Source organism: Aeromonas sp. s5, from assembly GCF_040907865.1.
Classification (GTDB): domain Bacteria; phylum Pseudomonadota; class Gammaproteobacteria; order Enterobacterales; family Aeromonadaceae; genus Aeromonas; species Aeromonas dhakensis.
In genome coordinates this window covers 69,021-95,037 of the sequence record NZ_JBFOCO010000014.1, presented here as the reverse complement: position 1 = coordinate 95,037, position 26,017 = coordinate 69,021, and the positions used below count along the sequence as shown (strand labels likewise).

Below are 26,017 nucleotides of genomic sequence, written 5' to 3'. Positions count from 1 at the left end.
TAGAGCGCCAATATAGACAGATAGACGGCTAGATTTCCATTTGATTTGTTTGCTGTTAGGATGCTGTTTACGCAGTTGCATGGATGTAAGAGGAACGAGCGGTGTCGAACAAAAAGTCGGATGTGACAAACAAGCTGGAAGCCTGCCTCAGGGAGCGGATCCTGATCATCGACGGGGCCATGGGCACCATGATCCAGGGCTACAAGCTCGGTGAGGCGGACTACCGGGGGGAGCGGTTTGCCGACTGGCATACCGACATCAAGGGCAACAACGATCTGCTGGTGCTGAGTCGCCCCTCTGTCATTCGCGAGATCCACGATCAGTACTGTGCCGCCGGCGCCGACATCCTCGAGACCAACACCTTCAACGCCACCCGCATCGCCATGGCCGACTACGAGATGGAAGATCTCTCGGCCGAGATCAACCGCGAGGCGGCCCGGCTGGCCCGCGCCGTGGCGGATGAGTGGACGGCGAAAGAGCCCCACAAGCCGCGCTTCGTGGCAGGCGTCCTGGGGCCCACCAACCGCACCGCCTCCATCTCGCCGGACGTGAACGACCCCGGCAAGCGCAACGTTACCTATGACCAGCTGGTGGCCGCCTACACCGAATCGACCCATGCCCTCATTGAGGGCGGTGCCGACATCATCCTGATCGAGACCATCTTCGATACCCTCAACGCCAAGGCGGCCGCCTTCGCGGTGGACCTGGTGTTCGAGGAGTTGGGCTACAGCTTGCCGGTGATGATCTCCGGCACCATCACGGACGCCTCCGGCCGTACCCTCTCCGGCCAGACCACCGAAGCCTTCTATCATTCGCTGCGCCACGTCAGACCCGTCTCCTTCGGTCTCAACTGCGCGCTGGGGCCCGACGAGCTGCGCCAATACGTGGAGGAGCTCTCCCGCATCAGCGAAACCTTCGTGAGTGCCCACCCCAACGCCGGGTTGCCCAATGCGTTTGGCGAGTACGACCTCGATGCCGCCGAGATGGCGGAGCATATCCGCGAGTGGGCCCAAAGCGGCTTTCTCAACCTGGTGGGCGGCTGCTGCGGCACCACCCCGGCCCACATCCGCGCCATGGCGGACGCCGTGGCGGGTATCAAGCCGCGGGTCCTGCCGGACCTGCCGGTGGCTTGCCGTCTGTCGGGCCTGGAGCCCCTCATCATCACCCCTGAATCCATGTTCGTGAACGTGGGTGAGCGCACCAACGTCACCGGCTCGGCCAAGTTCAAGCGGCTCATCAAGGAGGGTCTCTATGACGAGGCCCTGGATGTCGCCAAGCAGCAGGTGGAGAACGGCGCCCAGATCATCGACATCAACATGGACGAGGGGATGCTGGACGCCGAGGCGGCCATGGTGCGCTTCTTGAACCTCATCGCCGGCGAGCCGGACATCGCCCGGGTGCCGGTGATGATCGACTCCTCCAAGTGGGAAGTGCTGGAGGCCGGTCTCAAGTGCGTGCAGGGCAAGCCGGTGGTCAACTCCATCTCCATGAAGGAGGGGGTGGACAAGTTCATCGAGCAGGCGAAACTGCTGCGCCGCTACGGCGCCGCCGTCATCGTGATGGCGTTCGACGAGGTGGGGCAGGCCGATACCCGCGCCCGCAAGTTCGAAATCTGTCAGCGCGCCTACCGCATCCTGGTGGATCAGGTGGGCTTCCCGCCGGAAGACATCATCTTCGACCCCAACATCTTCGCGGTGGCGACCGGCATCGACGAGCACAACAACTACGCGGTGGACTTCATCGACGCGGTGAAGGACATCAAGGAGAACCTGCCCCACGCCATGATCTCCGGCGGCGTCTCCAACGTCTCCTTCTCGTTTAGGGGCAACGAGCCGGTGCGCGAGGCGATCCACGCCGTCTTCCTCTACCACGCCATCAAGAACGGCATGGACATGGGGATCGTCAACGCCGGCCAGCTCGCCATCTATGAAGACATCCCGGCCGAGCTGAAAGAGAAGGTCGAGGCGGTGGTGCTCAACCTCAATGACAACGCCACCGAGGAGCTGCTGGCCATCGCCGAGAAGTATCGCGGTGCCGGCGCCCAGGCCGAGGATCCGCGGGAGCAGGAGTGGCGCAGCTGGCCGGTGGGCAAGCGGCTCGAACACGCCCTGGTGAAAGGCATCACCGACTTTATCGAGGAGGACACCGAAGAGGCGCGCGCCGGGGCCGAGCGGCCGCTGCACGTCATCGAGGGGCCGCTGATGGACGGCATGAATGTGGTGGGCGATCTGTTCGGCGCCGGCAAGATGTTCCTGCCCCAGGTGGTGAAGTCGGCCCGGGTGATGAAGCGGGCGGTGGCCTACCTGCAACCCTACATCGAGGCGGAGAAGTCCGGCGGCTCCAGCAACGGCAAGATCGTGCTGGCCACCGTCAAGGGCGACGTGCACGACATCGGCAAGAACATCGTCGGCGTGGTGCTGCAGTGCAACAACTTCGAGATCATCGATCTCGGGGTCATGGTGCCTTGCGAGACCATCCTCAAGACGGCGCGGGAGGTGGGGGCTGACATTATAGGTCTGTCGGGCCTCATCACCCCGTCGCTGGACGAGATGGTGCATGTGGCGAAAGAGATGGAGCGCCAGGGCTTCAAGCTGCCGCTCTTGATCGGCGGTGCCACCACCTCCAAGGCGCACACCGCGGTGAAGATAGAGCAGAACTACTCCGAGCCCGTGGTCTATGTCTCCAACGCCTCCCGCGCGGTGGGGGTGGCCCAGAGCCTGTTGAGCGAGGATCTCAAGGAGGCGTTTGTCGCCCGCATCGACAAGGAGTACGAGATCGCCCGCGAGCAGCACGCCCGCAAGCAGCCGCGCTCGCGCCCCATCACGCTGGCGGAAGCCCGCGCCAACCGCCATCAGCTGGACTGGGTGGGGTATGAGCCACCGGCGCCCCGGGAGCTCGGCGTACAGAAGTTCGAGAATGTGCCCATCTCGGTGCTACGCCCCTACATCGACTGGACGCCGTTTTTCCTCAGCTGGGAGCTGGCGGGCAAGTTCCCCCGCATCCTGGAAGATGAAGTGGTGGGGGAGGAGGCAACGCGCCTCTTTGCCGACGCCAACGCCATGCTGGATCAGCTGGAAAAGGATCAGAGCGTGCGCTGCGCCGGCATCGTCGGCCTGTTCCCCGCCAACGCCGTGGGGGACTGCATCGAGGTCTACACCGACGAGTCGCGCACTGAAGTGAAAAAAGTGCTGCACCACCTGCGCCAGCAGAGCGAGAAGCAGGGCTTTCCCAACTACTGTCTGGCGGACTATGTGGCGCCGAAGGAGAGCGGCAAGCCCGACTGGATCGGCGCCTTTGCGGTGACCGGCGGCATCGGTGAAGAAGCCATCGCCAAGGCCTACAAGGCGGATCACGACGACTACAACGCCATCCTCATTCAGGCGGTGTGCGACCGTCTGGCAGAGGCCTTTGCCGAGTACCTGCATGAACAGGTGCGCAAAGTGCACTGGGGCTATGCCCCGGACGAGGCGCTCTCCAACGAGGAGCTGATCCGCGAGAATTACCAGGGCATCCGCCCGGCCCCCGGCTACCCGGCCTGCCCGGAGCACACCGAGAAGGGGAGCATCTGGGAGCTGCTGGACGTGGAACAGGCCATCGGCATGCAGCTCACCGAGTCCTACGCCATGTGGCCGGGGGCGGCGGTGTCGGGCTGGTACTTCTCCCACCCCGACAGCAAGTACTTCGCGGTGGCCCAGATCCAGCGGGACCAGGTGGAGGACTACGCCGTGCGCAAAGGGATGACCCTGGCAGAGGCCGAACGCTGGCTGGGGCCGAACCTGCACTGAGGCGTCGGCCTGATTGATCCTCGCTGAAGGAGGCGGCATCCAGACCCGGGAGACAGACCAGTCTGGTGCCGTCGTTTGACAAGCGGGTGACAGCGGGATGGCAGCGCACGTTTCTGTGTGGTTTGTCTTGTTGTCAGGAGAAACAATTGGCGTTGTCTTGGCGCTGTGGCACTTTATACTCTCCCGCCCCATCCTGCCCAGGCACTGCCTTCTAGCGGAATTGTCATGAAGATCGCCATTTTATCCCGTGAGCCGAAAAACTACTCCACCCGCCGTCTGGTCGAGGTGGCGCAGGCGCGCGGTCATCAGGTCGAGGTGCTCGACACCCTGCGCTGTTACATGAACATCGCCTCCCACAACCCCTCCATCCATTACGAAGGACGGGAGCTGGAGAGCTATGATGCGGTGATCCCGCGCATCGGGGCCAGCATCACCTTCTACGGCACCGCCGTGCTGCGCCAGTTCGAGATGATGAACACCATGGCGCTCAACAGCTCGGTGGCCATCTCCCGCTCCCGCGACAAGCTGCGGGCCATGCAACTGCTCTCCCGCCACGGCATCGGCCTGCCGGTGACCGGCTATGCCCACAGCACCCACGACGTGCCCGACCTCATCACCATGGTGGGCGGTGCGCCCCTGGTGGTGAAGCTGCTGGAGGGAACCCAGGGGATCGGCGTGGTGCTGTGCGAAACCCAGAAGGCCGCCGAGAGCGTGATCGAGGCCTTCATCCAGACCAACAACAACATCCTGGTGCAGGAGTACATCCGCGAGGCCAACGGCGCCGACATCCGCTGTCTGGTGGTCAACGGCAAGGTGGTGGCGGCCATGCGTCGCCAGGCCCAGCCGGGGGAGTTTCGCTCAAATCTGCATCGGGGCGGCACCGCCGAGGCGATCAAGATAAGCCCGGAAGAGCGGGCCACCGCGGTGCAGGCCGCCAAGATCATGGGGCTGGACGTAGCCGGGGTGGATATCCTGCGCAGTGCCCGCGGCCCGCTGGTGCTGGAGGTCAACTCCTCCCCCGGCCTGCAAGGGGTGGAAGCGGCCTCCGGCAAGGACGTGGCCGGCAAGATCATCGAGTTTCTCGAGCTCAAGGCGAGTCGCAAGCACAAGCCGGCGGAGTGACGCCAGGCTTGCCGCCAACGCATTGCAAACAGGGCGCCTTCGGGCGCCCTGTTGCTATCTGGCTGGTGGGCAGCGGTCTTGCCGAGGAGTGTCTGTTGTCTCCCTTCTCCCCTTGCGGGAGAAGGGCCGGGGATGAGGGGGCTATGCCTTCGTGGGTTCGCTGGTGATCATCACCAATCGGGCACTGAAGATGCCCTCTTCCAGCCGGGTCTCTATCTGCCAGCCCAGCTTCTCGCAGATGCGCTGGATGATGGTGAGGCCGCAGCCGTAGCCGAGGATCTGATCCGGCGCGGCGGCAGTGGGGTTGCTGATGGTGAGCAGGGGGCCGGCCAGCTCGATGTCGATGTGCCCCTCGGCGTAGCTGAGGGCATTCTTCAGCAGGTTGCCGAGCGCAATGGCGAGCAGGGAGAGGGGGGCCAGTGCCTCGCTCTCATCGTCCAGCTGTAGCCGGATATCCAGCTCCTCCCGCTGCAGCAGCGGGGCAAGACGGGCCAGCTCCCGGCGTATGAGCGGCGCCACCTGCTGGGGCGGGCGCTCCACCTCGTCCTTGCGGCCCAGCAGCAGAAAGGTCTCGGTGAGTAGCGCCATCTCATCGGCGGCAGCGCGGATGCGGGTGGTGGCGCGGGCGGCGGGGGCGGGCAGATCGCTCACCTTGCCGAGCAGGGCGGCCGAGCCCTGGATCACCATGTTGGGGGTGCGCAGCTCGTGACTGGCGAAGCGGCTGAACTCCTGCTCGCGGGCAAACACGGCAGCCACCTCCTGCTTGCCGGCCAGCAGTGCCAGCTCTATGTCCCTGAGCTCCTGCCAGGGGGCATCGGGCACGAAGTCCGCCTGATCCGGGGTGAGGTGAGCAACCCGCTGTTGCAGCCGTTGCAGCGGCCGGGTGATGTGGCGCACCAGCCAGATGCCGAAGCCGATGCAGCCGAGCAGCAGGGTCAGCCCGATCAGCCGGGTCGCCAGGTGCAGCTGATCCTCGTAGGGATCCAGGTAGTCGTCGGCGTCGTCGTTGAACACCAGGTAGAGCAGCCCCTCACCGGACGGGTGGGGCCGCACCAGGAAGTGCTTGTCCTCGTCCCCCAGCACGTGTTCGTAGAAGCCAGGACTCCGGTAGGGTTTGAGCCAGACCGGCAGGCGGCCGGCCTCGGTCCAGTAGCTGGAGAACTGGCGCGGACTGGGGGCGGGGGCCGCCATGCCGAGCCGCAACCAGTCGTCGCTGTAGCGGGTCACCTCCGCCTCCAGCCAGTGACGCAGGCTGAGTTCCTCCATCTTGTCCTCGGCCACCACCATCAGCAGGCTGATGATGATCAGCAGCAGCAGGCCGGCACCGCTCAGGGTGAGGATCAGGCGACGGCGCAGGCTGGGCAGGCTCATGACGGCCTCCCTGTGGGCAGGTTCAGGCAGCGCTGGCGGCCCATCATGGGGTCACCAGTCGATAGCCCTGGCCGTGCAGGGTTTCCAGCATGGGGGCAGGGAAGGGCTTGTCGAGGGCGTTGCGCAGGGCATAGATGTGGCTGCGCAGGGCGTCGGAGTCCGGCTCCTCGTCGCCCCAGACGGTGTCGAGCACCTCCTGGCGGGTGACCAGAGCGGGGGCCCGGCGGGCCAGCAGGGTGAGGATCTGGAACGGGATCTTGCCGAGCTTGAGCTCCACCCCGGCCCGGGTGGCGCGGCCGCTGGCGGGATCCAGGGTCAGCTCGCCCACGCACAGCGCTCCCATGTCGCTGCGGGGGCCGCGCAGGGCCAGCGCCTGCAGCCGCACTTCCAGCTCCTCCATGGCGAACGGCTTGACCAGGTAGTCGTCGCCGCCGGCCTTGAAGCCCGCCAGCTTGTCATCCAGGCTGTCGCGGGCGGTGAGAAACAGCACTGGGGTTGGGATCCCCTGCTCCCGCAGGCGGGCCACCGTGCTGAGACCGTCGAGGCGCGGCATCATGACGTCCATGATGATGACGTCGAAGCGCTGCTCGGCCAGCAACTGCAGGGCCGCCTGGCCGTGGTAGGCGCAGTCCAGCCGGTGGCCAGCCAGCTCCAGATAATCCATGATGGTTTCCGCGACCTGGGGATTGTCTTCCACCACCAGTATTTTCATGCTTTGATCTCCTGGTTCCGACCGCCATTTCACGGTCATCTCACACCGGATGAGGCATCCTGTGTGGCAGTGTAACCCCGAGGATCCCCGATGAAGAAGTCTCTCTGCACTCTCCTGCTGCTGATCTTGCTGCCATTCGGCGCTGCGCAGTCGGCGGAGTTCAAATTGACCGGCCGCACCACCTGGCAGCTGGGCCAGCTGATGGTCAACGGCATCCCCTTTGTGCTCGACGAACAGACCCGTTTCAAGGACGGGCTGAGAGAGGACGATCTCGGCGGTACCTGGGTCGACCTGGAAGGGGTGGTCGAGGGCGAACTGCGGCTTATTCGGGAGGTCGAGAAGCTGGAGGAGGATGACGAGATGGATCTGGAAGGGCCGGTGGAGCAGGGGCGGATCTGGGGTTATGTCACCTCGGACGACAGTCTGGCTCCGTTCGAAGGACGCTGGCTGGAGCTGGAGTGCAAGTTTGACGGCATGCGCCTGAGCCGCTGCCGAGAGGATGACTGAGTCAGGCCGGCGTGGCCATGGCGGAAAAATGGTACAGCTGGGTCCATAGTTAAACCTCGCACGGTTTGACCATGGGCCTTTTGCTATGACACGTACTTCCCTCCTGCTGCTGGCACTGCCGCTCTGCGCTTTGGCCGCCGATGGCGAACTCTGGCTGGTGGAGCTGGAACACAACGATGGCCTGCGCCTGCAGTTTCAGGGGGCTGAGGTGGAGCTGGGGAGCGCCCCGGTCTGGCGGCTTGGTGAGCCGTGGCAGCACCCCTTGCGGCCGGGTGATCACCTGGCCCTGCAGGTGACTGATGGGGTGGCTACCCGGATTGAGCTGTTGGCGGCCGGATCTCCGGCGATATCAGGCCGTTGGCAGCGGGCAGAGGATCGTCTGCGATCCTTCGATGGTCGGCACCTGGTGCTGGCTACACTCGGCACCTTTTCGCTCGACCGCAATGTGCGTTGGATCAACGGTTCGGCTACCGACTTGCACGAGGGTAGTGCGCTGGTGCTGCTGCGTTCTGCAGATGGAATTTTACGTGAGATAACCATAATTAATCCGGAAGAGTAATTCAGGAACTTCTTATTTAATAAACGCCGTCATGTCCTAGATTGATATTAAATTATCCCACCAGAACAATTATGATTAATCCCTCAATAAAGTTACCGCTCTAATTATTTTCCCGCCTTATATATATTTTGTTTGTCATGGATGAATTTTGGTGGTTTATTTTGTCTGTGGCGGGGCTCATTGGAGTTCATGCCTGTCAAAATGAAAGGTGTTATTTCTGCATAATAAAAACTATCGTCTGTCTGAAAGAGGAATAAATGATGAATAAAATAATAACAGCCAATCTGGCGCTGTTGGCATCTTCATTGATGCTCGTCCAGGCCCAGGCGGCTGAGCCAGTCTATCCTGACCAGGTCAAATGGTTCGGTCTGGGGGAGGGGGTCTGTGCCAGCGACTATCGCCCCCTTACCCGTGATGAAGCCATGAGCATCAAGGGCAATCTGGTCAGCCGTATGGGACAGTGGCAGATTACCGGGCTGGCCAATCGCTGGGTGATCATGGGACCTGGATATAATGGAGAAATAAAACAGGGAACGGCGGGTGAAACATGGTGTTACCCCAACTCCCCTATCTCTGGAGAAATTCCTTCCCTCTCCGCATGGAATATTCCGGCAGGTGATGAAGTCGATGTTCAATGGCGAATGGTGCATGACAAAGATTATTTCATCAAACCTGTGAGTTATCTTGCCCACTATTTGGGATACGCCTGGGTGGGCGGGAATCATAGCCCCTATGTCGGGGAAGATATGGATGTGACCAGGCTCAGCGATGGCTGGTTGATAAAGGGAAATAATGATGGTGGTTGCTCTGGATACCGTTGTGGGGAGAAAAGTTCCATCAAGGTGAGCAACTTCTCGTACACGCTGGAGCCGGATTCCTTCAGTCATGGCCAGGTTACCGAGAGTGGCAAACAGCTGATCAAGACCATCACCGCCAATGCGACCAACTACACGGATCTGCCTCAGCAGGTGGTAGTTACCCTTAAGTATGACAAGGCCACCAACTGGTCCAAGACGGATACCTACAGTCTCAGCGAGAAGGTCGGCATCAAGAAGACGTTCCAGATCCCGCAGGTTTCCAGCACTGAATACTCGGTCGAGATTTCTTCAACCCAGAGCTGGGCCGAGCAGAAGGGGGGAGCGACCACCGAGACCGTGTCGGTCGAGGCTCGTCCCACTGTGCCACCCCACTCCAGCGTGCCGGTGCGCGTCGCTCTCTACAAGTCCAACATCTCCTACCCCTATGAGTTCAAGGCCGAGGTGAATTATGACCTGACCATGAAGGGGTTCCTGCGCTGGGGAGGCAATGCCTGGTACACCCATCCGACCAATCGTCCGACCTGGGAACATACCTTTGCCGTTGGCCCGTTCCGCGACAAGGCCAGCAGCATCCGTTATCAGTGGGACAAACGCTACATCCCGGGTGAAGTGAAGTGGTGGGACTGGAACTGGACCATCGGCGAGTATGGCCTGTCGACCATGCAGAGCAACCTTGGCCGCGTGTTGCGTCCGACCCGTTCGGCCGTGACCGGCGACTTCTATGCCGAAAGCCAGTTTGCCGGCGATATCGAGATTGGGCAGCCCCAGACTCGCGCCGCAGCGGCTGTTCAGCAACGAAGCGCTTCTGCCGAAGGGGTGGCTCTCACCGCCCTGGAACTGGATCAGGGCACGCTCGCCAGCGAAGGCTTTGGCAATGTGACCCTGACCATAGCACCGACTCATTAATAGATCTGGCTGACTACTAATGGAGGGGACTGCCCTTTTATTGACTCCCTAATATTTTGTTCCTGTAGAAGGGGGCCATTGTGGTCCCTTTCTCCATTCTCTATGATGCCGCTTTCTTTTTTCACAGGAACAGCGAGATGTCTTCCCAACTGCTTGGATCCCTGGGGGGATTGCTCCCCTTCAGTGCCTACTTTCTGTTAGCGATAACACTGCTGGCGATCTTCGTTCGCCTTTATACATGGCTGACTCCACACCATGAATTCGCCCTGATTCGAGCTGGCAATCCGGCGGCCGCTACTGCCTTTGGTGGGGCTCTCATCGGCTTTGCCCTGCCGCTTTCCAGCGCTATCAGTCACTCCCTCTCCCTGAGTGATTGCGCCATCTGGGGGGCGATCGCCCTGCTGGTACAGGTTGCCGCATTTTGGCTGATGAGACTGTGGCTTATTGACCTGAGTGAGAGGATCTCCCGCGGGGAGATGGCTGGCGCCATTCTGGTGGCTTCCGCATCCCTGTCGGTGGGGCTGCTCAATGCCGCTTGTATGACCTATTGAGAGGGGCCAATGAAAAATAGCAACAAGCGTAGTAGTCGAGTCGCACTGGTAATGATGGTGCCTACAGCCTCTTTTTGGCTACAAGGATGTAATGAGCGTCCTGAACTAGCCTATGTCTACTCTTCGGCCGAGGCATGTGCCGTAGCCCCAGGCAACGATCCGGCTCGGTGCCTGGTCGCTTTTGATGAAGCTCGCAGTCGCCATTTGCTGCGGGCACCCCGTTATCCTGACCGGGCCGAGTGTGAGGTGGACTTCGGCGTGGGAGGCTGTGAGGACAACGTACCACGTATGAGAGGGTTTCTAGCCAGCGGTGTCGCTCTGGGAACAGACCCCATCCCTGGGATCCCGACCCAGCCGCTCTATCAGCGTATTGATGAACCCTACGCTCTGCGTACGGCTCAGGGAACACGTCTGCCTGCTGGTAGCGCTCTTGTTAGGGTCTGCAAGAGTGCAATTGCGCTGGAGCCGGCCCTGCAGGTGCGGCGGGGAGGCTTCGGGGGAGAGGCTGCCCGACGGGCAAACTACTGTCAGAGCAATGGGGGTTAAACATGGAGCGCATTGCCCTGCCCGAGCGCCCGGACTGGCGTGAGCGAGCCGCAGATCTTGGCTTCGAGTTTCATACCTTCGATGGCGAGCCCTACTGGGACGAAAGCGCCTGCTACCGTTTTAGCTTGCGGCAGATAGAAGAGGGTCTGGAGACGCCCACCGAGGAATTGCATCAGATGGCTCTCTCGCTGGTATCGAAGATAGTCGTCAGCGAGGAGTTGCTGACCCGGCTCGATATACCAGAATACTGTTGGCCTGCTCTTGAGGAATCTTGGCGACGTCAGGATCCCCATATTTATGGCCGACTGGATCTCGCCTATGACGGACATGGGCCCGCCAAGCTGTTGGAACTTAACTACGATACTCCTACCTCCCTTTATGAGTCTGGTTTTTTCCAGTGGATCTGGCTGGAAGATCAGGTGCGTCGGGGGGTGTTGCCGACCGGGGTCGATCAGTTCAATTCTTTGCAGGAGAAGCTGCACAGCGCTTTCGCGGCGTATAGCAATGGTAGGCCCCTGCACTTCACCTGCGTAGGTGAGAATCTAGAGGACAAGGGAAACCTCGACTACCTCATCGATATCGCTCTACAAACAGGTTGTGATGCCCGTTTTGTCGATCTGGAGGATATCGGTGAGGTGCGGGGGCAACTGGTGGATCTCGGCAACGAGCCCATCCACGAGATTTTCAAACTTTACCCTTGGGAGTTTATGGTGCGCGAACCGTTTGGCCAGACTCTGCTCACCAGCCAGACCCGCTTTATCGAACCAGCCTGGAAAATGATCCTCTCCAACAAGGGGGTACTACCTCTGTTGTGGCAGGATTTCCCCGACCACCCCAATTTACTCCCCGCTTTTTTTGACGAACAACCCACCAGTCTGATGGCGCCGGGCTGGGTGCGTAAACCCCTCTACTCCAGAGAAGGAGCCAATATTGAGCTGGTGGATCATGATGGAGCGTGCTTGCACGAGCCCGGCCCTTACGATGATTCGGGCTATGTGCGCCAAGCCTTCCACCCCTTGCCTTGTTTTGCCGGCAGTTACACCTTGGTCGGCAGTTGGGTGGTGGGCAATGAAGCCGCAGGCATAGGCATCCGTGAGGACGCCACCTTGATCACGAAGGACAGTTCCCGCTTCCTGCCCCATATCATCCTCGACTAGGTGATTTGTTCCATTGCGAGAACACTGGTCGGGCTTGTTAAAGGCTTGTGCTTTCCATTTCCCCACTTATACTGGCGCCATCTTGTCGGAGTGCTGACCGTCGAACGACGCTAAGCTGAGACCGTTAATTCGGGATCCGTGGAACCTGATCAGGTTAAGACCTGCGAAGGGAAACAAGGGTAACTTGCGGGTTACCGCGCCGGGGAAGGAGCATCTTCCCGCCAGCCAGAGGCAGACCGCATCTGACTGGTACAGGCGCACAGGGGGAGGCTGTCCCGTCCGGTTGTCCATCAGGCGCCGGGTTTCCAGACTAGGGAAACACCGGGATAGCAGAACTGGGAAGATCCATGCCCGACTCACTCCCCCGAGCACATCCCGCCGCAAGTTCATCTTCTCCTCGAACTCCAGACAAGCAAACACCCATAACTTCAACCAGTTAATGTGAGTTTTGCTATGTCTACCAATGTTTCTGATACCACCAAATCCAGCCGCCGCGAGCAGCGCTCCAGCGCCCAGACCTTTATCGACAACCTCAAGGGGATGGCTCACCCCAACTCCCGCCGCATCTTTATTGAAGGTTCTCGCCCCGACATCCGGGTGCCCCTGCGTGAAATCCAGCTGGCCGATACCTTCGTCGGCGGCACCAAGGAAGCCCCCCAGTTCGAGCCCAACGAGCCGGTGCCGGTCTACGACACTTCGGGTCCCTATGGGGAAGAGGCCGCCCCCATCGACGTGCGCCGCGGCCTGCCGCGCCTGCGCGAGGAGTGGGTGCTGGAGCGCGCTGACACCGAGGCGCTGGAAGGGCTGAGCTCCACCTTCACCCAGGAGCGCCTGGCCGACGAGGGGCTGGATCACCTGCGGTTCGAACACCTGCCGAGCGCTCGCCGCGCCAAGCCGGGCCGCCGGGTCACCCAGCTGCACTACGCCCGCGCCGGCATCGTCACCCCCGAGATGGAATTTATCGCCCTGCGCGAGAACATGGGCCGCGAGCGGGTTCGCTCAGAACTCTTGCGCACCCAGCATCCGGGTCAGGGCTTTGGCGCCAGACTGCCCCAGAACATCACCCCTGAGTTCGTGCGCGATGAAGTGGCCGCCGGCCGCGCCATCATCCCCAGCAACATCAACCACCCGGAAGCGGAGCCCATGATCATCGGCCGCAACTTCCTGGTGAAGATCAACGCCAACATCGGCAACTCGGCGGTCACCTCCAGCATCGAGGAGGAAGTGGAGAAGCTGGTGTGGTCGACCCGCTGGGGCGCCGACACCGTGATGGATCTCTCCACCGGCCGCTACATCCACGAGACCCGCGAGTGGATCCTGCGCAACAGCCCGGTGCCCATCGGTACCGTGCCCATCTACCAGGCGCTGGAGAAGACGGGCGGCATCGCCGAGGATCTCACCTGGGAGCTGTTCCGCGACACCCTGCTCGAACAAGCCGAGCAGGGGGTGGACTACTTCACCATCCATGCCGGCGTCTTGCTGCGCTTCGTGCCCATGACCGCCAAGCGCCTCACCGGCATCGTCTCCCGCGGCGGCAGCATCATGGCCAAGTGGTGCCTCTCCCACCACAAGGAGAACTTCCTCTACGAGCACTTCCGCGAGATCTGCGAGATCTGCGCCGCCTACGACGTCAGCCTGTCGCTGGGTGACGGCCTGCGTCCGGGCTCCGTCTATGACGCCAACGACGAGGCCCAGTTCGCCGAGCTGCGCACCCTGGGCGAGCTCACCAAAATTGCCTGGGAATACGACGTGCAGGTGATGATCGAGGGCCCCGGCCACGTGCCCATGCACATGATCGAGCGCAACATGACCGAGCAGCTTGAGCACTGCCACGAGGCCCCCTTCTATACCCTGGGCCCGCTCACCACCGATATCGCCCCGGGCTACGATCACTTCACCTCCGGCATCGGCGCCGCGCTTATCGGCTGGTACGGCTGCGCCATGCTCTGCTACGTGACCCCCAAGGAGCACCTGGGCCTGCCGAACAAGGAGGACGTGAAGCAGGGGCTCATCACCTACAAGATCGCCGCCCACGCAGCTGACCTTGCCAAGGGCCACCCGGGCGCCCAGATCCGCGACAACGCCATGTCCAAGGCGCGCTTCGAGTTCCGCTGGGAGGATCAGTTCAATCTGGCGCTGGATCCCGACACCGCCCGTGCCTATCACGACGAGACCCTGCCCCAGGAGTCCGGCAAGGTGGCCCACTTCTGCTCCATGTGCGGGCCCAAGTTCTGCTCCATGAAGATCACCCAGGACGTGCGCGACTACGCCGCCAAGCTGGAAGCCGTAGAGATCAAGCTGGTCGGTATGGATGGCCAGCAGGAGCGGGTCGTGGCCGAGGTGGAGAGCGGCATGGCGCGGATGGCGGAAACCTTCAAGGAGACCGGCGGCGAGATCTACCACCAGGCGGCGACCCTGAAGCAGGCCGCAGGGGAGGAGGCGTGAGCAGCGAGCACGGGGCTGTCAGCCCCGCCGACCTGTCCGCGGTGACGCAGGCCCGCCCCGTGGTCTGGACCATAGCTGGTTCAGACTCCGGCGGCGGGGCCGGCATTCAGGCCGATCTGCATACGATGCACGACCTTGGCGTGCACGGCTGCTCCGTCATCTCCGCCATCACAGCCCAGAACTCGGTGGCGGTGAAGATGGTCGACCCCGTGCTGATGCAGACCTTCACCGCCCAGATCGACGCCTTGGGGCTGGATCTGCCGCCCGCCGCCATCAAAATCGGCCTGCTGCCGACCCGGCTGCACGTGGAGGTGCTGGCCCGCAGGTTGTCGACCGTCGAGGCTCCCTTCGTGGTCTACGACCCGGTGGCCATCGCCAGCACCGGTACCCCCATGGCGGAGCCCGGCATGCTGGTGGCGGTGCGCGAGCACCTGCTGCCGCGCCTCTCCTTGATCACCCCCAACGGCCCCGAGCTGGAAGCCCTGACCGGCCTGCCCGCCACCAGCCCCGAGCTGGTGCGCCTCGCCGCACGGCGCCTGCGCGAACTCGGCGCCCGCGCCGTGCTGGTCAAGGGGGGGCATCTGGAGTGGGGCGGGGATCTCTGCCTGGACTACTACCAGGATGAGACCCGCGAATTCTGGCTGGCCGCGCCGCGCCTGAATACCCGCCACGGCCATGGCACCGGCTGCTGTTACGCCAGCGCCATCGCCGCCGTGGTGGCGCAGGATTATCCGGTGGAGGACGCCATCACCCTGGCGCGCGCCTACCTGCAACAGGGGTTGGCGGCGGCGCAGGGAGTGGGGGCAGGCCCGGGACCCATCGCCCATCTCGGCTGGCCCGCCGATCTGGCCCACTTCCCCCGTGCCGTATTGGTAGGATCAAAGCTCGATCGCCGTTTCGGCCTTTATGAGACAAGCGGTGCCCGCCTGCCGCAGGGCTCCTTTGCGCCGACCGAACAGAGCCTCGGCCTCTATCCGGTGGTGGATTCGGTCAAGTGGCTCAAGCGCCTGCTGGGGGCCGGGGTCAAGACCATACAGCTACGCATCAAGGACCTGCCCGCTGCCCAGGTGGCACCGGCCATTCGTGATGCTGTGGCACTCGGTCGTCGTCATGGGGCGCGGCTCTTTATCAATGACTACTGGCAGCAGGCCATCGAGGCGGGCGCCTGGGGCGTACACCTGGGGCAGGAAGACATGGAGACCGCCGATCTCGCCGCCATTCAGGGGGCGGGGCTTCGCCTTGGCATCTCCACCCACGGCTACTTCGAGCTGATGCGCGCCCGCGAGCTGGCCCCCTCCTATATGGCGCTGGGTCATATCTTCCCGACCAACACCAAGGCCATGCCTTCGCGCCCCCAGGGGCTGGAGCGGCTGTACCGCTACCGCGCCCTGATGTGCGACTGGCCGACGGTCGCCATCGGCGGCATCAGCGAGGAGCGGGTGGCAGCGGTCAAGGGGAGCGGGGTCGGCAGCATTGCGCTGGTCTCGGCCATCACGGCGAGCGACGACTGGCAGGGGGCGACCGAGCGGCTGCTCGCCGCCGTAGGCGCGGGGGACGAGCCACGTTCGGCCACCGTGCTGCGGGAGGTGGACCATGCGCTCTGATGCCGCATCTCTCAGTGACAAAGAGTATCTCAGATACGGCCGCCAGCTGATGCTGGCGGAAGTGGGGGAGGCGGGTCAGGCGCGGCTGAAAGGCAAATCCGTGTTGATCGTCGGCCTCGGCGGGCTCGGCTCACCGCTCGCTCTCTATCTGGCCGGAGCCGGTGTGGGCTCCTTGTGGCTCGCCGATGGCGATACGGTGGATTCCAGCAATCTACCGCGCCAGATCCTGTTCGATAGCGAGGCCGTCAATCACTCCAAGGCGGAGCTGGCCCGCGAACGCTTGGCCGCCCACAACCCGCTGGTGGAGCTGATCGCCATCAATCAGCGGCTCGATGCCGCCAGCCTGCCCGGGTTTGTGGAAGAGGTGGATCTGGTTGTCGACTGCTGCGACAACCTGGCCACCCGCCAGGCCATCAACGCCGCCTGCGTGGCTCAGGGCAAGCCCTGGATCTCCGCCGCCGCGGTGGGCTGGCAGGGGCAGCTTATGGCACGAGTAAACAGCGATCACGCCTGCTACGCCTGCCTCTATCCGCAGGATACGAAAGTCAGTCAGAGCTGCGAGACCAGCGGCGTCACCGGCCCGCTGGTCGGGGTGATGGGCACCCTGCAGGCGCTGGAGGCGCTGAAACTGCTGCTCGGTCTGCCGAGCCCGGTCGCCGGCACATTGCGCCGTTTCGATGCGCTGGCCCATCAGTGGCAGACCCTCACGCTGGCCCCCGATCCCGACTGCCCGGTTTGCGGGCAGCGCCGATGCCCGACACACGATAAGGAAATCACCCCATGACCTTGACCATTCGACTCAACGATAAAGCCCAGCCGCTGGCGGCAGGGCAGAGCGTGGCCGACCTGCTGGCCGCCCAGGGCGTCCATCCCCAGGGGGTGGCGGTGGCCCTTAACGGCGCCGTGCTGCCCCGTGGCCGCTGGGCCGAAACCCGTCTCAATGACGGGGACGAACTCCACCTCTTCACCGCCATTGCGGGAGGCTGACATGCTCAAGATTGCCGATCACACCTTCTCCTCGCGCCTCTTCACCGGCACCGGCAAGTTTGCCCGCCCGGATTTGATGGCCGCCGCCATCGAGGCCAGCGGCTCCCAGCTCGTCACCATGGCCATCAAGCGGCTCGAACCGGGCAAGGCTCACGACGATATCCTGAGCCCCTTGCTGCAACTCGGGGTCAAGCTCTTGCCCAACACCTCCGGCGCCAAGACTGCCGCCGAGGCGGTGTTTGCCGCCCACCTGGCCCGCGAGGCGCTGGGGACGAACTGGTTGAAGCTGGAGATCCACCCCGATCCTCGTTACCTCTTGCCTGATCCCATCGAGACGCTGAAAGCCGCCGAGCAGCTGGTGAAAGAGGGCTTTGTGGTGCTGCCTTACTGCGGCGCCGACCCCGTGCTGTGCAAACGGCTGGAAGAGGTGGGCTGCGCCGCCGTGATGCCGCTCGGCGCGCCCATCGGTTCCAATCAGGGGCTGGTGACCCGGGAGTTTCTCTCCATCATCGTCGAGCAGGCCAATGTGCCTGTGGTGGTGGATGCGGGGATCGGTGCGCCTAGCCACGCGGCCGCCGCCTTTGAGCTGGGCGCTGATGCTGTGCTGGTCAACACCGCCATTGCCGTGAGCGGCGACCCGGTCGCCATGGGCCGCGCCTTCGCGTTGGCCTGTGAGGCAGGACGTAGCGCCTATAAGGCGGGCCTGGGGGCGCGCGGCGTGCAGGCCCAGGCCTCCAGCCCGCTCACCGATTTTCTGGGGGCGTTATGAACCATGAAATAGGGGCGGCCATGAACACTTCCCCTTTGCACCAAGCACAGCCAGAGGATTGCCCCCCTCTCGGCTCTTCACAAAATAAGGGAGAGGGGCTGGGGGTGAGGGCTCAGGGGGAAATCGGATCAGAGACCGCTCCCTCCTTCCTCAACCGCTGGCAGGAGCTTGAGTGGGACGATATCGGCATGCAGATCCGCGCCAAAACTGCCGCCGATGTGGCACGCGCCCTGAGCACCCCGCGCCGTACCCTGGCCGATTTTATGGCGCTGATCTCGCCAGCTGCCGAGGCATTTTTGCCGCAGATGGCAGCCGAGGCCGAGCGGCTGACCCGCCAGCGTTTTGGCAACACCATCGGCTTCTATGTGCCGCTCTATCTGTCGAATCTGTGCGCCAACGACTGCACCTACTGCGGCTTCTCCATGAGCAACCGCTTGAAGCGCAAGACCTTGAATAACGAGGAGATTGAGCGCGAGTGTCTCGCCATCAAGGCGCGCGGTTTTGACAGCGTGCTGCTGGTGACCGGCGAGCACGAGCACAAGGTGGGGCTCGCCTATTTTCGGCAGGTGATGCCCATCATTCGCCGCCACTTCAGCACGGTGGCGATGGAGGTACAGCCCCTCTCGCAAGACGAATACGCCGAGCTGAAAACCCTCGGCCTCGATTCGGTCATGGTCTATCAGGAGACCTACCACGCTCCCACCTACGCCCGCCACCACCTGCGCGGCAACAAGCGGGACATCGCATGGCGGCTCGCCACGCCGGACCGACTGGGCCGTGCCGGCATCGACAAGATAGGGCTGGGGGCGCTGATCGGTCTCTCCTCGGACTGGCGTGCCGACAGCTATTTTGTCGCCGAGCATCTGAGCTGGCTTGAGCGCCACCACTGGCAGAGCCGTTATTCGCTCTCCTTCCCGCGCCTGCGACCCTGCACCGGCGGGCTGGAGCCTGCCGTGGTCATGTCGGATCGCCAGCTGGCCCAGCTTATCTGCGCCTGGCGCCTCTTCTCGCCGACGCTGGACTTGTCCCTCTCCACCCGCGAGTCGGCCACCTTTCGCAACGGCGCGGTGCGCCTTGGCATCACCCAGATGTCGGCCGAGTCGCGCACCCAGCCGGGGGGCTATGCCGAGGGGGATGCAGAGGAACTGGAGCAGTTCGCCATCCACGACGACCGCCCGGTGGGGGAAGTGGCCGCCGCCGTGCGGCAGGCAGGGTTGCAGCCGGTGTTCAAGGATTGGGAACCCTTCCTGGGCCGATAGGGGCGGCCACGCCCCTTTGCCGGTGGCATCCCGACGTCCAGCCAGACTCCGTGCCTGTGGCAAGCAGGCACGGCTGCGCCGTGCAATCGTAGGGTCGATTAGCCGGTAGGAGTAATCGTCCGTTCCGAGGTATGGCGTTGGCGGCAGGGGCCGTTGTGTGGTGGCACGGCTTTGCCGTGCAGGACGCGAGGCTGTCGCCTCGAAGGGGTTTCGCCCGCCCTTCGGGCTTGGGCGAGTAACTTTTCTTTGCGTGGCCAAAGAAAAGTCACCAAAAGAAAGGCCACCCCCGCTTATTCGCCCGACTTCGTCGGGTTCCTTCGGCTCACCCGCTTGTCCGACGGCACGCGCCGACGGGCCATCCATGGCCCGGCGCCGCTCGCTCGACATCCTGTCTCGCGGCCTGGACAAGCGGGCTCGCCTCAGCGAATAAGAGGGGGACTAAGCCCTTATTTACCCCAACGTTCAGTGTGGGATGTATGGATATGGTATGCACTTCTGTTATGGAGTTATTGGTAGTTCAGTTTTAAATCTTCTCTAATTTCTTTTCTTATTGCAGATAAAACTGGACCTACGCCTCCTATTACAACCATTGCTTGCTCTGGTTTTACAGTCTCTTGACTTTCTTCAGCCATGTTACGCATTCTGTTAATACAGCCCATCAATTCCCCTATTGAAGTCATAACATTTGAATCTTCGTTAAAGAAGATGGCCTTTTGAGAACAATACTTATAAAGCTCTTCAAACTTTCGTGATGCATCACAAAGGGTGTTTATATCCTTGGTCTTAGAGTCAATAAACATAGGTACAACATACTGCTCCAATGTGATCTTGACATCAGCAGCCATTGAATATGCTTCAGAAAGTACATCGATCCGTTTGGCATGATTTGAATTTATTATGTAGGTCATTCTCTCCAAATCTGTGTGTAAGTTAGCTAAACTAGACTGATAGTTTGCTTCTATCTGTTTAAGTCTAAGTGAAAGTTCCTCACTTGATCTTCTTGCTGCATCAGCTTTTTGCTGTGACAATATGACCCCCAAGAGTGCAATTAGTGCAGAAATTATACTTGCTATTGCGGCTATAACTGCTGATTCCATTTTGGTAAAGTCCTCATAAATTTAGCTGTGCAGAGCATTGGTTGTAACACTCTGATATAAGGTGTATTTTTATGTCTAGCGAAATGCTATTCAGGACATTTACTTATACACTTTCTGCTTTCTGGCTAGGTTGTAACTCCTCTTAGCATTTTTTAAATAATCACAGTGCTCCATTATTTTTCTGATAAATTCTTCTACTAGCTCAATAGAGTAATAGTGTAGTTCTGGGTTTGCATTCTTGTAATGAAACTTGTTGTTACATGACTTCCACGAATTCTTGAATGCGACAGCATCGAAACAATTTTTATTTATTAGTGGAATTCCTGTTTTCTTGTCATGCGATAAATGCTTTTTAAGAATTTCTTCATCATATCTATCTTGTAGGCGAGAATTTATTTCATTGATTGCATCCTTCTGTAAGAACGGATGGGTCTTTTCTCTGTCGGTTGGTTTTTCTATTATTAGTGCTTGTCTAAGGGCTTCAATGCCATCCTCCGCTCTGGTTAACGCAATAGTATTTCCTTGAGCATCATCGGTAGCAAATATTAGCTTTACATTAAGTGGGATGGCAAACTCAATATCATTGCTTTGATTTACCTCATTTTCGATAGATGTTGCTAATTCTAGGATGTCATCAGCTATGTCACCATAAGTCGACTTCATTATAGATATGGGTGGTGATTTAAACTCACCAACTAAAGAAATCATGCCAGTGTGGCTGTTATTTATAAATGAGACCTCAGTAAAACTTTCGAATTGCGACGTGTAGTTAAGAACTCCAGACTGAAATACTCTGGAGATAATTCCTTGTATCTCAGGCATAAGCAGATGAACAGCCTGGTCTCTAAAATAAGCAACCTGCTCTATGTTCTTTCTTATTTTAGAGTTGGCAGGGTAATATCTTTCTAAGCACTCCCGTAAGGATATTGTTTCTTTGAATCCTTTAGCCTTGGTTCTAAAGATAGATTTTTCACCATCTCGTTCTATTAGTGCAGCTTTTAAAAATTGTTCCCACGCTGTGCAAAAACACATTGAGAAAGCATCCATCTTGTTCTCTAAGGATGGCCTGTTGTATAACTCCAAGGCAAGGAGCATGTTGTCTTTTGATTTTGCTAATAGTGCTTTGGCTAATTTTGACCTGCAGTTGTGACCTAATCCCCTCCTATTTTTGGATTGGGATAGTAATTTGGAAAACTCTACTTCTGATATATTTTGGCAGTTAGATGCATCATATAAACCATCAGGAGTTTCACTGATGAAATCTGCGAGTTGCCCTTTTATCCAATAAGTTCTGAATGTTGTTGCTTTCCATCCTGTCGCAGAAAGAACGTCTTCTAGGGAGAAAGAAACTCCATTTTTCTCTTTTTCTTGAAGAAACAGGAACAAAGAAGATAGGGACTTACTTATTTTCATAAACACCCCGATTTAATAATTATCTATGTATTCAAGATGATCTTGTGGCAGTGTAGCTTTAACGATTCGTAAGCTGAAGCATTTGAACCTTTTAATGTGAGGTGGTGCACCTTCCAGATCATCTATGCGAAATGATGGAATGTGGATTCTGAGGTATTCTCCCTTTTTATTGGGGGCTGGCCTTCGATCTGTAGGGCTGAGATCTAAATTACGATGTTCATCGCTCACCTCAGATAAGCCTGTAGGGTTATCTCCGTTAAGAAAATTCGGCTGCGGTAACAAGGGCATAAATATGCGCATCAAGGGGCTGGTCATGTAGGAATATGCGATTTCTTGCCAAACACTCAAAGGTGGCCCCGGCGGCGATGGCAACGGCTTCGCTGGCGGTGTTGCCGACCCCCATCACGATCTCCAGCCGAAATAGGCCTAACCGTTCAAAGCCAAATTCACGCAGCAGGGCGACCGCCTGTCGGGCGATGCCGCAGCCTTGGCGGGATTGCCGCACCCAGTAACCGATATTGCCGTAGCGATGATGGGGCGATAGCTGGTTGATACCGGCGCCACCCAAGAGCTGGCCGGTAGTGGCGCAGAAGATGCCCATATCAAAGGCGCGTCCCGCCGCACAATCCTGATCGCAGCTGGCAAACCAGGCCAGCACCTGCTCCCGGTTGAACGAGGTAGTGCACCAGCTCATCCAGATGCCGACCGTCTCGATGGATTCGTGGGCCGCACGGACAAATTCATCGGCATCGCTCGCTTCGAAGGGGCGGATGATGAGACTGGCGTTGGCAAGGGGCTGGAATGTCATTGGCTGTCCTGCGTTGTCAGAGAGTAACGGCGCCCTCCAGAGGGGCGGTTTGGTCGCTGGCCAAACCGGGTGTCGTCCTGAGAAAAGCAGCCGGCCACCTTGGGAGCTGGGGGACAACACGATCCTGTTGAAGCTTGAGTAAACCTACCCTAACGGAATCGGGTGGAGCCTTGCCACCCTTTTGTGGACCCAGCTTCGCCAGTCTCTGTCGCCCGGTGGTGGTGGGCGCATCGACCCCGCAGGGGTTTGTCTCTAGCATAAGGAGGATGCGGGGCAGGGGCTCCGCCATGCGGGTGGTGGTTGATGCCCGTTTACGGACTTCTGGCGGAGAGAAAAGATGAAACTGCGTTCCTTGTTGATGGTGGGGGCCCTGATGCTGGGCGGTTGTGCGGTCAATCCCTACGGTGGCACTCAGGCACCGGTGAGCGAGCCGGACCTGCCAGTGAGCCAGCCGGACAAACCGGTAACCAAGCCGGATGCTGGGGCGCCGCTGCCCAAACCGGTGGCACCGACCGGGCTGGCGCTGGCCATGGCCGATGCGTTTGTGCAGGCCCCCGAGGTGCGCGAGCTGGCGCAAACCGGTCAGCCGGTGCTGCTGCTCACTCCGCCCCAGAACGGCACCGGCGAGCCGGTGGATACCCGCGCCATGGCGGCAGCCATGAGCAAGCGCATCCAGAGCAAGAGCGGTTTTCGCTTTGTCGACCCGGGTCAGGTGGCCGCCATCACTGGCCAGCTTGAGTATCAGCAGGGCAGGATGAACCCTGCCTCCCTGGTGCGGCTCGGTCGCCAGACCGGCGCCGGTTACATGCTCTACGGGGATCTGGTGGCCGAGGGCAGCCGCTATCGGCTGTCGATGACCCTGATGGAGCTGCGCAGCGGCGAGCTGCTCTGGAGCGGCAGTCGCTCCGCCAGCCACTGAGGATGCCGAAGGGCTGACAAGTTTGTCAGCCCTTCACGCTTTGGACGGTGCCAGCAGGTTGAGGTAATCGAGCAGTGAGAAAGGGTGCGCAAAGCCCGTCAGCTTGGCCAGCCTGTCCAGCTCTGTCTGTCCAACTTGCTGTAACTGTGCCTGCTGAGCCGGCGTGAGTGTCGTGGATCTTGCCTTGATCAGGGCATCGAGCAAGGCGCGGTCTCCGGCGACTGCCTGATGGAACGCCTTGATCGTCAGTGCCTCTACCTCTGCTGCTGTGCAGCGTTCCATGCTCTTCTCATGCAGGTAGACAAGCACCGTCACCTGCTGCTCTCTTTCCAGCAACCAGAAGCGGTCCTCTTTGGGAGGCAACGCGGGTTTGTGGCGGGCCTTGCTTGCCTCACAACGCGCAAACGCCGGATCCAGATCGTGCAACGACAGGGCCATGGCACTCTGGCTTGTGGTCAGCAACAGACACAGTGCACCCAAGGCCGGGCTGAGAAGCTTGGGTTTGGCCTTGCCCTTGGTGGTGAGTGGCGACAGCGGCCTCATACCTGCTTTTTCAGAAAATAGGTGATGTGCCCCGGCGGCATGTCCGGCAGTTCGCCAAAGACCTGGTAACCCTGCTTCTGGTAGAAGGGCAGCGCCTGGAAGCTGGTGGTTTCCAGATGGAAGTTGCTGATGCCCTTGCTTCGGGCGTACTGCTCCATGGTGGCAAGCAATCGGCCGCCCCAGCCATCCTGGCGGATGCGCTCGTCAATCCAGAGCCAGTCCACGTGCAGCCAACCCCACTTGAGGTCGGCGGTGATGCCGCCGTGCACCTTGCCCGCGTCATCCTTGATAAAACTGGCGATGTGCTCGCGCAGGTGGGTGCCGGCCTGGCTGATGTTGTAGCCCGACAGGCCGATGCGCAGCGCGTCGACATCCTGCTCGGCAGGGGGTTGGGGCGGGGTCAGGTGCATGGTCTCTCCAGAGCCGGGTAAAGGGCCTCTATCAATAACCGTTCAGACTCAATCTGGTCAAGCTATTGCCCCTTCCCGGCGTCACAGCTGCGGGAAGTAGCAGGCGGCCATGTCGACCGGGTGATCTGGGCTGCCGGGCAGGTAGAAGTGCCAGCCCGCATCGGTGAAGGCGCGCAGCTCGCTCTCCACGAACTTGAGGGCGAGGCTGAGGGCCTGCAGGGCATCGACGCCATAGATGAAGGTCTTGTTGCCAAGGCCGTCCAGCTTCACCTTGCAGCGCCAGTCGCCGCCGGCGGACTTGGGATCCGGCTCGGGGGCTCCGATGGCAATCTTCACGGTCAGCTGTTCTCCCTCGATGCTGATGGCATCGAAGCGCGCTTTCACTATGGCTCTCTTCATCTGGACGATCCTTTTCCGGGGCCGGCGTCTGCCTGGCCGGGCTGATGGGGGGGAGTCGGCAGGAAGGGCAGACTCAGGAAGGTCAGCCTAATGGATGCGGGCGCCACAGACAACGGGCGCAGCGGCGCCTTGTGAGGTGGCTTGAAGATCCATGATTGCTGCTCTTTTGATCAGCGGGCGGCGGGGCAAGCGCTATTTTCCCGTATTGCTTGATGCGCATCCATGAATGGCCGGATTCGCTGCTGGTTCGGCGCCGCCCCCGGCACGATAATTGGGGCAGGCGGCCAGCCCGGCGTGCGCCTCTCGTCCCCCGGATCCAAGGAAACCGCATGGCACTTTCGGTCGAGCAATTATATGAAGTGATGGCCCAGCTGCCCGATCCCGTCTTCATCCTGAGCGAAGACGGCTACTACATCGAATACATCGGCGGGGTGGAGCAGCAATCCTATCAGGATGGCAACCCGCTGGCGGGCAAGCGACTGGCCGATGTGCTGCCCGCGGACATGACCTGCTGGGTGATGGATCAGGTGACCCTGGCGCTGGATTCGGGTCAGGTGCAGGTGGTGGAGTACGAGCTGGCGGCGGTGGAGGTGGAGGGGATCGACGCCTCGGTCGGACCGCAGGGGATGCAGCGCTTCGAGGGCAAGATTGCGCCGCTGCCCTCTCGCTACGACGGCAAGCGGGCGGTGGCCTGGGTGACCCGCAACATTACTCGCCAGCACGAGCTGCAGCAGCGGCTCAAGCTGCAGAGCGAAACCGACCAGCTGACCGGCCTCTACAACCGCCGCTATTTCTTCGAGCACTGCCGGCAGCGGCGGGAGAGAGAGGCTCCCTGCAGTCTGGTGATGCTGGACATAGACCACTTCAAGCAGATCAACGATCGCTTCGGCCATCAGCAGGGCGACCGGGCGCTGCAGCGCTTCTGCGACTGCGTGGCCGCCCAGCTGCGGGCGGACGATCTGTTCGTGCGCAGCGGCGGCGAGGAGTTTCTGATCCTGCTGCCCGGCATGAGTGAAATGGATCTGCAGGCGCTGGCGGAGCGGATCCGGGCCGCCGTGGCGGCGCTGCCGGCGGATCCGGTGGCCTTTACCGTCAGTCTGGGCACCACCCTGGTGCAGCCGGGGGAGGAGATCAACCAGGCGCTGGCCCGCGCCGACGAGTGGCTCTATCGGGCCAAGCGGGCGGGTCGCAACCGGGTCGCTCACTGCCCTGCGGGTGGCCGTCGCAAGGGGGCAAAACAGGGGAAGCCAACCCCCTGATATATGGCGGCAGGGCCAGCACCAATATATTGGCGGCGGTCGGGGCTATTCATTGCATAATTGACTGATAT

The 26,017-nt window shown here is 60.8% G+C and carries 24 protein-coding genes and 1 riboswitch; of the genes, 16 read left to right on the top strand and 8 right to left on the bottom strand.

Annotated features, from left to right (window positions below):
* Positions 1-101: 101 nt before the first annotated feature.
* A complete protein-coding gene (gene metH / locus AB5Y94_RS09785; protein ID WP_368205422.1) occupies positions 102-3,785 on the top strand; it encodes a methionine synthase in 3,684 nt (1,227 codons plus the stop codon).
* A 225-nt stretch (positions 3,786-4,010) separates the two neighbouring features.
* Positions 4,011-4,907 (top strand): 30S ribosomal protein S6--L-glutamate ligase, encoded by an 897-nt coding sequence (gene rimK / locus AB5Y94_RS09780; protein ID WP_005308166.1) that lies wholly within the window; start codon positions 4,011-4,013, stop codon positions 4,905-4,907.
* 141 nt (positions 4,908-5,048) lie between these two features.
* Here the strand turns inward: rimK and AB5Y94_RS09775 are convergent, their stop codons facing one another.
* Both AB5Y94_RS09775 and AB5Y94_RS09770 read right to left on the bottom strand, forming a co-directional pair.
* Positions 5,049-6,278, bottom strand: a complete 1,230-nt coding sequence (locus tag AB5Y94_RS09775) for a sensor histidine kinase (RefSeq protein WP_368205421.1) — start codon at positions 6,276-6,278, stop codon at positions 5,049-5,051.
* A gap of 43 nt (positions 6,279-6,321) precedes the next feature.
* On the bottom strand, positions 6,322-6,990 hold the full coding sequence (locus AB5Y94_RS09770) for a response regulator transcription factor (protein ID WP_010635346.1): 669 nt from the start codon (positions 6,988-6,990) through the stop codon (positions 6,322-6,324).
* Between the two features lie 90 nt (positions 6,991-7,080).
* Here AB5Y94_RS09770 and AB5Y94_RS09765 point away from each other — a divergent pair, with 90 nt between their 5' ends.
* The 12 genes from AB5Y94_RS09765 to thiH all read left to right on the top strand — a co-directional run bounded on the left by AB5Y94_RS09765 (position 7,081) and on the right by thiH (position 19,098).
* The gene (locus AB5Y94_RS09765; RefSeq protein WP_010635345.1) at positions 7,081-7,497 is read left to right on the top strand and encodes a hypothetical protein; all 417 of its coding nucleotides are present in this window, start codon (positions 7,081-7,083) and stop codon (positions 7,495-7,497) included.
* Between the two features lie 85 nt (positions 7,498-7,582).
* Complete coding sequence (locus AB5Y94_RS09760) at positions 7,583-8,056, top strand: hypothetical protein (RefSeq protein ID WP_211049306.1); 474 nt, start codon at positions 7,583-7,585, stop codon at positions 8,054-8,056.
* Between the two features lie 260 nt (positions 8,057-8,316).
* Positions 8,317-9,780, top strand: a complete 1,464-nt coding sequence (locus AB5Y94_RS09755; protein WP_368205420.1) for an aerolysin family beta-barrel pore-forming toxin — start codon at positions 8,317-8,319, stop codon at positions 9,778-9,780.
* A gap of 137 nt (positions 9,781-9,917) precedes the next feature.
* Positions 9,918-10,331, top strand: coding sequence for a DUF350 domain-containing protein (locus tag AB5Y94_RS09750; RefSeq protein ID WP_267996367.1), 414 nt, complete (start codon positions 9,918-9,920; stop codon positions 10,329-10,331).
* 9 nt (positions 10,332-10,340) lie between these two features.
* Positions 10,341-10,877, top strand: coding sequence for a DUF1190 domain-containing protein (locus AB5Y94_RS09745; RefSeq protein ID WP_368205419.1), 537 nt, complete (start codon positions 10,341-10,343; stop codon positions 10,875-10,877).
* Positions 10,878-10,879: 2 nt separating this feature from the next.
* Positions 10,880-12,034: a glutathionylspermidine synthase family protein gene (locus tag AB5Y94_RS09740; RefSeq protein WP_368205418.1), complete on the top strand. Its 1,155-nt coding sequence runs from the start codon at positions 10,880-10,882 to the stop codon at positions 12,032-12,034.
* A gap of 76 nt (positions 12,035-12,110) precedes the next feature.
* Positions 12,111-12,224, top strand: a riboswitch (TPP riboswitch).
* A 263-nt stretch (positions 12,225-12,487) separates the two neighbouring features.
* Positions 12,488-14,479: a phosphomethylpyrimidine synthase ThiC gene (gene thiC / locus AB5Y94_RS09735; RefSeq protein WP_368205417.1), complete on the top strand. Its 1,992-nt coding sequence runs from the start codon at positions 12,488-12,490 to the stop codon at positions 14,477-14,479.
* Positions 14,476-16,083: a thiamine phosphate synthase gene (gene thiE / locus AB5Y94_RS09730; RefSeq protein ID WP_368205416.1), complete on the top strand. Its 1,608-nt coding sequence runs from the start codon at positions 14,476-14,478 to the stop codon at positions 16,081-16,083. The genes thiC and thiE overlap by 4 nt, the downstream gene beginning before the upstream one ends.
* Positions 16,073-16,867, top strand: coding sequence for a ThiF family adenylyltransferase (locus tag AB5Y94_RS09725; protein ID WP_368205415.1), 795 nt, complete (start codon positions 16,073-16,075; stop codon positions 16,865-16,867). Before thiE ends, AB5Y94_RS09725 begins: the two co-directional genes overlap by 11 nt.
* Positions 16,864-17,070, top strand: a complete 207-nt coding sequence (thiS, locus tag AB5Y94_RS09720) for a sulfur carrier protein ThiS (RefSeq protein WP_139409386.1) — start codon at positions 16,864-16,866, stop codon at positions 17,068-17,070. The genes AB5Y94_RS09725 and thiS overlap by 4 nt, the downstream gene beginning before the upstream one ends.
* 1 nt (position 17,071) lies before the next feature.
* Positions 17,072-17,839 carry a thiazole synthase gene (locus tag AB5Y94_RS09715; protein WP_043756985.1) on the top strand — a complete coding sequence of 256 codons (768 nt, stop codon included), beginning with the start codon at positions 17,072-17,074 and terminating at the stop codon, positions 17,837-17,839.
* A 122-nt stretch (positions 17,840-17,961) separates the two neighbouring features.
* Positions 17,962-19,098 (top strand): 2-iminoacetate synthase ThiH, encoded by a 1,137-nt coding sequence (thiH, locus tag AB5Y94_RS09710; protein ID WP_368205449.1) that lies wholly within the window; start codon positions 17,962-17,964, stop codon positions 19,096-19,098.
* 506 nt (positions 19,099-19,604) lie between these two features.
* Here thiH and AB5Y94_RS09705 read toward each other — a convergent pair.
* The 3 genes from AB5Y94_RS09705 to AB5Y94_RS09695 all read right to left on the bottom strand — a co-directional run bounded on the left by AB5Y94_RS09705 (position 19,605) and on the right by AB5Y94_RS09695 (position 22,416).
* Positions 19,605-20,195, bottom strand: coding sequence for a hypothetical protein (locus AB5Y94_RS09705; RefSeq protein ID WP_368205414.1), 591 nt, complete (start codon positions 20,193-20,195; stop codon positions 19,605-19,607).
* Positions 20,196-20,294: 99 nt separating this feature from the next.
* Positions 20,295-21,608 (bottom strand): DUF3644 domain-containing protein, encoded by a 1,314-nt coding sequence (locus tag AB5Y94_RS09700; RefSeq protein ID WP_043160883.1) that lies wholly within the window; start codon positions 21,606-21,608, stop codon positions 20,295-20,297.
* Positions 21,609-21,864: 256 nt separating this feature from the next.
* The gene (locus AB5Y94_RS09695; RefSeq protein WP_368205413.1) at positions 21,865-22,416 is read right to left on the bottom strand and encodes a GNAT family N-acetyltransferase; all 552 of its coding nucleotides are present in this window, start codon (positions 22,414-22,416) and stop codon (positions 21,865-21,867) included.
* 337 nt (positions 22,417-22,753) lie between these two features.
* On the opposite strand from AB5Y94_RS09695, the gene AB5Y94_RS09690 reads away from it, so the two are divergent.
* Complete coding sequence (locus AB5Y94_RS09690; RefSeq protein ID WP_368205412.1) at positions 22,754-23,335, top strand: penicillin-binding protein activator LpoB; 582 nt, start codon at positions 22,754-22,756, stop codon at positions 23,333-23,335.
* Between the two features lie 33 nt (positions 23,336-23,368).
* On the opposite strand, the gene AB5Y94_RS09685 is transcribed toward AB5Y94_RS09690, so the two are convergent.
* The 3 genes from AB5Y94_RS09685 to AB5Y94_RS09675 all read right to left on the bottom strand — a co-directional run bounded on the left by AB5Y94_RS09685 (position 23,369) and on the right by AB5Y94_RS09675 (position 24,687).
* Positions 23,369-23,878: a hypothetical protein gene (locus tag AB5Y94_RS09685; protein WP_017786011.1), complete on the bottom strand. Its 510-nt coding sequence runs from the start codon at positions 23,876-23,878 to the stop codon at positions 23,369-23,371.
* Positions 23,875-24,288, bottom strand: a complete 414-nt coding sequence (locus AB5Y94_RS09680) for a GNAT family N-acetyltransferase (protein WP_368205411.1) — start codon at positions 24,286-24,288, stop codon at positions 23,875-23,877. Before AB5Y94_RS09680 ends, AB5Y94_RS09685 begins: the two co-directional genes overlap by 4 nt.
* Before the next feature lie 81 nt (positions 24,289-24,369).
* On the bottom strand, positions 24,370-24,687 hold the full coding sequence (locus AB5Y94_RS09675) for a hypothetical protein (RefSeq protein WP_005308203.1): 318 nt from the start codon (positions 24,685-24,687) through the stop codon (positions 24,370-24,372).
* Between the two features lie 329 nt (positions 24,688-25,016).
* On the opposite strand from AB5Y94_RS09675, the gene AB5Y94_RS09670 reads away from it, so the two are divergent.
* Positions 25,017-25,946, top strand: coding sequence for a diguanylate cyclase (locus AB5Y94_RS09670; protein WP_368205410.1), 930 nt, complete (start codon positions 25,017-25,019; stop codon positions 25,944-25,946).
* Positions 25,947-26,017: the final 71 nt, after the last annotated feature.

Excerpts from the sequence above, each read along its gene's own strand:
- AB5Y94_RS09675 (WP_005308203.1), bottom strand. The coding sequence starts at position 24,687 with ATGAAGAGAGCCATAGTGAAAGCGCGCTTCGATGCCATCAGCATCGAG.
- AB5Y94_RS09745 (WP_368205419.1), top strand. The coding sequence starts at position 10,341 with ATGAAAAATAGCAACAAGCGTAGTAGTCGAGTCGCACTGGTAATGATG.
- AB5Y94_RS09770 (WP_010635346.1), bottom strand. The coding sequence starts at position 6,990 with ATGAAAATACTGGTGGTGGAAGACAATCCCCAGGTCGCGGAAACCATC.
- AB5Y94_RS09670 (WP_368205410.1), top strand. The coding sequence starts at position 25,017 with ATGGCACTTTCGGTCGAGCAATTATATGAAGTGATGGCCCAGCTGCCC.
- AB5Y94_RS09765 (WP_010635345.1), top strand. The coding sequence starts at position 7,081 with ATGAAGAAGTCTCTCTGCACTCTCCTGCTGCTGATCTTGCTGCCATTC.
- AB5Y94_RS09760 (WP_211049306.1), top strand. The coding sequence starts at position 7,583 with ATGACACGTACTTCCCTCCTGCTGCTGGCACTGCCGCTCTGCGCTTTG.
- AB5Y94_RS09750 (WP_267996367.1), top strand. The coding sequence starts at position 9,918 with ATGTCTTCCCAACTGCTTGGATCCCTGGGGGGATTGCTCCCCTTCAGT.
- AB5Y94_RS09725 (WP_368205415.1), top strand. The coding sequence starts at position 16,073 with ATGCGCTCTGATGCCGCATCTCTCAGTGACAAAGAGTATCTCAGATAC.
- AB5Y94_RS09690 (WP_368205412.1), top strand. The coding sequence starts at position 22,754 with ATGAAACTGCGTTCCTTGTTGATGGTGGGGGCCCTGATGCTGGGCGGT.
- thiS (WP_139409386.1), top strand. The coding sequence starts at position 16,864 with ATGACCTTGACCATTCGACTCAACGATAAAGCCCAGCCGCTGGCGGCA.
- thiC (WP_368205417.1), top strand. The coding sequence starts at position 12,488 with ATGTCTACCAATGTTTCTGATACCACCAAATCCAGCCGCCGCGAGCAG.
- AB5Y94_RS09685 (WP_017786011.1), bottom strand. The coding sequence starts at position 23,878 with ATGAGGCCGCTGTCGCCACTCACCACCAAGGGCAAGGCCAAACCCAAG.
- AB5Y94_RS09695 (WP_368205413.1), bottom strand. The coding sequence starts at position 22,416 with ATGACATTCCAGCCCCTTGCCAACGCCAGTCTCATCATCCGCCCCTTC.
- AB5Y94_RS09755 (WP_368205420.1), top strand. The coding sequence starts at position 8,317 with ATGAATAAAATAATAACAGCCAATCTGGCGCTGTTGGCATCTTCATTG.
- AB5Y94_RS09740 (WP_368205418.1), top strand. The coding sequence starts at position 10,880 with ATGGAGCGCATTGCCCTGCCCGAGCGCCCGGACTGGCGTGAGCGAGCC.
- AB5Y94_RS09715 (WP_043756985.1), top strand. The coding sequence starts at position 17,072 with ATGCTCAAGATTGCCGATCACACCTTCTCCTCGCGCCTCTTCACCGGC.
- AB5Y94_RS09680 (WP_368205411.1), bottom strand. The coding sequence starts at position 24,288 with ATGCACCTGACCCCGCCCCAACCCCCTGCCGAGCAGGATGTCGACGCG.
- AB5Y94_RS09700 (WP_043160883.1), bottom strand. The coding sequence starts at position 21,608 with ATGAAAATAAGTAAGTCCCTATCTTCTTTGTTCCTGTTTCTTCAAGAA.
- AB5Y94_RS09705 (WP_368205414.1), bottom strand. The coding sequence starts at position 20,195 with ATGGAATCAGCAGTTATAGCCGCAATAGCAAGTATAATTTCTGCACTA.
- AB5Y94_RS09775 (WP_368205421.1), bottom strand. The coding sequence starts at position 6,278 with ATGAGCCTGCCCAGCCTGCGCCGTCGCCTGATCCTCACCCTGAGCGGT.
- rimK (WP_005308166.1), top strand. The coding sequence starts at position 4,011 with ATGAAGATCGCCATTTTATCCCGTGAGCCGAAAAACTACTCCACCCGC.